At 73.0% G+C, this 3,860-nt stretch carries 5 protein-coding genes; 4 read left to right on the top strand and 1 reads right to left on the bottom strand.

Going from position 1 to position 3,860, the window contains the following annotated elements; translation table 11 throughout:
* The coding region (locus HMPREF3105_RS05380) for an MFS transporter (protein ID WP_141762437.1) at positions 1 to 618 on the top strand (618 nt) is incomplete at its 5' end.
* Between the two features lie 21 nt (positions 619 to 639).
* Here HMPREF3105_RS05380 and HMPREF3105_RS05375 read toward each other — a convergent pair.
* The gene (locus HMPREF3105_RS05375) at positions 640 to 1,113 is read right to left on the bottom strand and encodes an Lrp/AsnC family transcriptional regulator (RefSeq protein ID WP_036316705.1); all 474 of its coding nucleotides are present in this window, start codon (positions 1,111 to 1,113) and stop codon (positions 640 to 642) included.
* Positions 1,114 to 1,302: 189 nt separating this feature from the next.
* Between HMPREF3105_RS05375 and HMPREF3105_RS05370 the strand changes: the two genes are divergently transcribed.
* The 3 genes from HMPREF3105_RS05370 to HMPREF3105_RS05360 all read left to right on the top strand — a co-directional run.
* Entirely contained in the window at positions 1,303 to 2,505 is a 1,203-nt protein-coding gene (locus HMPREF3105_RS05370; protein WP_070708929.1) for a thiamine pyrophosphate-dependent enzyme, read from the top strand.
* Positions 2,506 to 2,507: 2 nt separating this feature from the next.
* A complete protein-coding gene (locus tag HMPREF3105_RS05365; protein WP_036316710.1) occupies positions 2,508 to 3,557 on the top strand; it encodes an alpha-ketoacid dehydrogenase subunit beta in 1,050 nt (349 codons plus the stop codon).
* A partial coding sequence (locus HMPREF3105_RS05360) for a biotin/lipoyl-containing protein (RefSeq protein ID WP_305791329.1) occupies positions 3,554 to 3,860 on the top strand: 307 nt, incomplete at its 3' end. The genes HMPREF3105_RS05365 and HMPREF3105_RS05360, both read left to right, overlap by 4 nt.

The following is a 3,860-nucleotide window of genomic DNA, read 5'->3' as shown; positions in this document are numbered from 1 at the left end:
CCCCGCCTGCTGGACGTGGCGCGCGCCCGGCGCGGAGCGTTGCTCACGGCCGGCTTCGGTGTCGTGGCCGTCTCCGCCGCCCGCGCGGCGCGCAACGCCGTCATCCCGCTGTGGGCCACACACCTGGGCCTGGACGCGGCGACGGCGTCGCTCGTCTTCGGCCTGGCCGGCGCGGCGGACCTGCTGCTCTTCTACCCCTCGGGCCGGCTCATGGACCGCTTCGGCCGGCGCGCCGTGGCGGTGCCGTGCCTGACCCTGCTGGGGGCGGGGTTCCTCACCGTCAGCCTCACCCGGGAGCCGACGGCGTTCGCGGCGGCGGCGGTGCTGCTGGGCATCGGCAACGGCTTCGGCGCGGGGATCGTGATGACCCTCGGGGCGGACCACTCGCCGCCGAACGCGCGCGCCCAGTTCCTCGGCCTGTGGCGCTCGATGTCCGACGCGGGGATGCTCGCCGGGCCGCTGCTGCTCTCCGGGGTGACCGCCGCGGCCGGGCTGGCCGTCGGCGTCGGCTCCCTCGCGGTCGTCTGCGGTCTCGGAGCGGTCGTGTTCGCCGCGGTGCTGCCGCGCGGGCCGGGGGCCGTGGCGGACCCGCCGGCCGTCGTCGTGCGCTCCCGCTGACCGGGGCGCCGGGCCGTCGGCTCAGTCGGCGGTCTCGTCCGGGGGGATGGTCTGCCCGGAGGCCTGGTCGTCGAACACCATGTACGTCTGCGTGTCGACGACGCTCGGCAGGGTCTGCAGTTCGTCGAAGATCACGCGGCGCAGGTCGGCGGTGTCCCGCGCGCGGACCAGCAGGATCACGTCCATGTTCCCGCCCACGAGGGAGACGTGGGAGACCTCGGGGATGGCCAGGAGCGTGGCGCGCAGCTCCCGCCAGTCGTGCTGACGCAGCTTCATGGTCACGTGGGCGGAGGCCCCGAAGCCGACCTTGACGGGGTCGACCCGCACGGTGAAGCCTGTGATCACGCCCGCGTCCTGCAGGCGGTTCAGGCGCGAGTAGCAGTGCGCGCGGGAGATGTGCACGCGCTCGGCCAGGGCCGCGACGGACATCCGCCCGTCCTGCGTCAGTTCGCGGACGATCGCGCGGTCCACGCGGTCCAGCGGCTCGGCGGCCATGGCTCCTCCTGGGGCGGGGCGGACGGGGTCGGCCACGCGGCGGCGGACCGTCTACGTGGCACGAGTCACCATAGCAGTTCGTCTGATGGAGTGCCTGGTTTGCCCCGGATCGTCTCGTGATCCCGGGCGGGCGAGCGACACATTGACCCTCTTGGGCACACTGAAGGCCACAGATCGAGAGGACCCGCCATGAGTGACCCCACCCCCGCCGTGCCCGGGGCCGCCCGGACCGACGAGGCCGAGACCCGCCCGAACGCCGGCGCCGCCTTCGGCATCTCCCTCGAGGAGTACCTGCTCCCCGCCGCCCGCCGCATCCAGCTGATCGGCGAGGACGGCACGCTGCTGGCCCCGGAGGAGCAGGGCACCGAGCCCGGCCACGAGTATCCCCTGCCCTCCGACGAGGAGCTGCTGGCCGCCTACCGCCACCTCGTCATCGGCCGCCGCGTCAACGACCAGGCCTACGCCCTGGTGCGCCAGGGCCGCATGGCCGTCTATCCGTCCTCGCACGGCCAGGAGGCCTCCGAGGTCGCCGCCGCCGTCTGCCTGGGCGAGGACGACTGGCTGTTCCCGACCTACCGCGACACCGTGGCCGTGATCGCCCGCGGCGTCCCGCCGCTCGAGGTGATGGTGGCCTACCAGGGCACCTGGCATCAGGGCTACGCCCCCCAGAAGCACCACGTCTCCATCCAGTCCACGCCCCTGACCACCCAGATGCTGCACGCCGTCGGGATGGCCAAGGCCGCCCGTCTGCGCGGCGAGGAGGTCGTGTGCCTGGCCATGGTCGGCGACGGCGGCACCTCCGAGGGCGACTTCCACGAGGCGCTGAACTTCGCGGCCGTGTTCAAGCTGCCGGTGATCTTCTTCGTGCAGAACAACAAGTTCGCCATCTCCGTGCCGTTCGCCAAGCAGTCGGCCGCCCCGTCCCTGGCCCACAAGGCCGTGGGCTACGGCCTGGCCGGCGAGCGCGTGGACGGCAACGACCTCGGCGCCCTGCTGGCCGTGCTGGGCCGCGCCGTGGAGCTGTGCCGGCAGGGCCAGGGCCCCTTCCTCGTGGAGGCGGACACCTACCGCATGCAGGCGCACACCAACACGGACGACCCCTCGCGCTACCGCGACGACGCCGAGGTGAAGGAGTGGGAGGCGCGCGACCCGCTGCGCCGCATGACCGCCTACCTCGAGTCCACCGGCGCCCTCACCGAGGAGGTCTCGGCCCAGATCGCCCGCGACGCCGAGGACGTCGCGCAGCAGCTGCGCGACGCCATGAACGCCGAGACGGAGCTCGATCCGCTCGAGCTGTTCGACCACGTCTACTCCGTGCAGACCCCGCAGCTCGCCGCCCAGCGCGCGCAGCTGGCCGAGGAGCTGTCCCGTTCCGAGAACCAGGAGGCCTGAGCATGGCGACCCTGACCTTCGCCGCCGCGCTCAACGCGGCGCTGGCCGACGAGATGGCCGCCGACGACATGGTGGTGGTGTTCGGCGAGGACGTCGGCACCCTCGGCGGCGTCTTCCGCATCACGGACGGGCTGACCGCGCGCTTCGGCGAGGAGCGCTGCTTCGACACCCCGCTGGCCGAGTCCGGCATCGCGGGCATGGCCGTGGGCATGGCCCTCGGCGGCGCCCGCCCCGTGATCGAGATGCAGTTCGACGCGTTCGCGTACCCGGCCTTCGAGCAGATCGCCTCGCACGTGGCCAAGATGCGCAACCGCACCAAGGGCGCCACGCCCATGCCGATCACCATCCGCATCCCCTACGGCGGCGGCATCGGCGGCGTGGAGCACCACTGCGACTCCTCCGAGTCCTACTACGCGCACACCCCGGGCCTGAAGGTGTACACCCCGGCCTCGGTGAAGGACGCGTACATGATGCTGCGCTCGGCCATCCGCCTGGACGACCCGGTGGTCTTCATGGAGCCCAAGAAGATGTACTGGACCAAGGCCGAGCTCGACCTCGACCAGCTGCGCGCCGAGTTCGAGGAGGGCTGGGCCCGCGTCGAGGACAAGAAGGAGCACGGCGAGGCCTGGGCGCGCGCCGCCGTCGTCCGCGAGGGCACGGACGTCACCCTCGTCTCCTACGGCCCCTCCGTGCCCACCTGCCTCGCCGCCGCCCACGCGGCCGCGGAGGAGGGGCTCTCGGTGGAGGTCGTGGACCTGCGCACCGTGAACCCGCTGGACGAGGACACGATGGCCGCCTCGGTCGCCAAGACCGGCCGCGCCGTCGTCGTCGCCGAGCCGCAGGGCTTCGCGTCCGTGGCCTCCGAGCTGGTGGCCCGGATCCAACAGCGCTGCTTCCACTCGCTGGCGGCGCCCGTGGGCCGCGTGACCGGCTTCGACATCCCGTTCCCCGCGCCGAAGCTCGAGGAGCACCACCTGCCGAACATCGACCGCATCCTGGACGCGATCGACGACCTGAACTGGGACCTGGACGCCGAGGAGGCCCGCGCATGAGCAACACCTTCCTGCTGCCCGACCTGGGCGAAGGCCTGACCGAGGCCGACATCGTCCGCTGGCTCGTCGCCGAGGGCGACACCGTGGCCGTCGACCAGCCCATGGTCGAGGTCGAGACCGCCAAGGCCCTCGTCGAGGTGCCGAGCCCGTACGCCGGCACCGTGCTGACCCTGCACGGCGCCGAGGGCGAGACCATGGACGTCGGCAGCCCGCTGATCACCATCGGCGCGGCCGGCGAGTCCGGTGAGGGCTCCGCGCCCGCCGCCGGCACCGAGGCCCTGGCCGTCCCGCCGGCCACCGGTG

The sequence above is a fragment of the Micrococcus sp. HMSC31B01 genome, from assembly GCF_001816085.1.
Classification (GTDB): domain Bacteria; phylum Actinomycetota; class Actinomycetes; order Actinomycetales; family Micrococcaceae; genus Micrococcus; species Micrococcus luteus.
This window is presented reverse-complemented; position numbering and strand designations above follow the sequence as displayed.